Annotated in this window: 2 protein-coding genes; both read right to left on the bottom strand. The window is 37.1% G+C overall.

What is annotated here, in order from left to right:
* Positions 1 to 122: 122 nt before the first annotated feature.
* Positions 123 to 713: a ParA family protein gene (locus tag A3G19_RS08225; protein WP_294871942.1), complete on the bottom strand. Its 591-nt coding sequence runs from the start codon at positions 711 to 713 to the stop codon at positions 123 to 125.
* 77 nt (positions 714 to 790) lie between these two features.
* Positions 791 to 1062: replication initiation protein (locus tag A3G19_RS08220; protein WP_294871939.1), on the bottom strand; the 272-nt coding region annotated here is incomplete at its 5' end.

Raw genomic sequence — 1062 nt, 5'->3', positions numbered from 1 at the left:
GTTTTTTATAGTCCTCAATGATCGGGCGACCGAATTGGCTATTTTTGTCGCTCTCTTTGATTGCATCGAAGTGATTAACCGGTGGTTTTTCTTCCCCTTTTTTTAAACCCTTAAAAGCCATTTTATTTATCCACTTTCATTAACTTAATTAACTTAATTAAGTTATTAAAGTCCTCTGAAACTTTGCGGTAATTAAAGCCATTTAAACCGCCCTCCTCTTGCATTTGCTTAATGGTTTTTTGCTCTGAAAAAATGTTCTGTAGAGCCATTGACGACCGAATAGGAGATATTGGAAGATGATCGAACCCGAACTCTTTGAGCGTGTCGAGGAGAACTTCAAAATCCTTGTCACTCTCTTTGATCTTGTTTGGTACAAGGATTATATTTTTGTTGAGAGCTAATACAGAGTTGATAGCTTCAATAGTTACTTCGACGTTTGCTTGTTCAACAATGAAAGGAATAATGACAACATTTGAGCGTTTGATCGCCGCTGCCATGTGAGGGGTGATCCCACCGCCGAAATCATAGATTACATCATCCATCCCGGATGGGATCGCATCGGTCGTAATCAACAGGTGGTTATCGTCTAAATGATTTTTAAGTACCGTGTATGTCTCATTTGCCACGATACCGTAATCGAATGAGTACGCAAGATTTAACGCTATCGACGTTTTACCCTGCCCACCTTTGAAATTCATTATTGAAATTTCCATCGTTTGCCCTTTGGTTAAATAAGTTATTTATGTTATTTTAGTTAAATAAGTTAAATAAGTCAATAGTGTTAATTAAGTTAAAATAGTCTTCGCTGTCTAATCTTGTTTTGTACAAGCTTAATCGTGCAGTCGAGGGCTTTTGGTCGTCCTCTTTTAATTCGGCTTGAATAGCCCTTATTAATAACGTAATCGAAACTGATCTCGCTTTTTTCGTGCATTTCCTCTTTGGTCGGTTTAAGGACATAACGTTCAAAATCTGTTAAATTTTTGTATTTAATATCAAACATCCCATTAAAATCATCGAGAGTAAATGTCTTTTGCTGTTTAACATCCCAGTGCTCAGGGCTTC

This window comes from Sulfuricurvum sp. RIFCSPLOWO2_12_FULL_43_24, assembly GCF_001829605.1.
Lineage (GTDB): Bacteria > Campylobacterota > Campylobacteria > Campylobacterales > Sulfurimonadaceae > Sulfuricurvum.
This window is presented reverse-complemented; position numbering and strand designations above follow the sequence as displayed.

Excerpts from the sequence above, each read along its gene's own strand:
- A3G19_RS08225 (WP_294871942.1), bottom strand. The coding sequence starts at position 713 with ATGGAAATTTCAATAATGAATTTCAAAGGTGGGCAGGGTAAAACGTCG.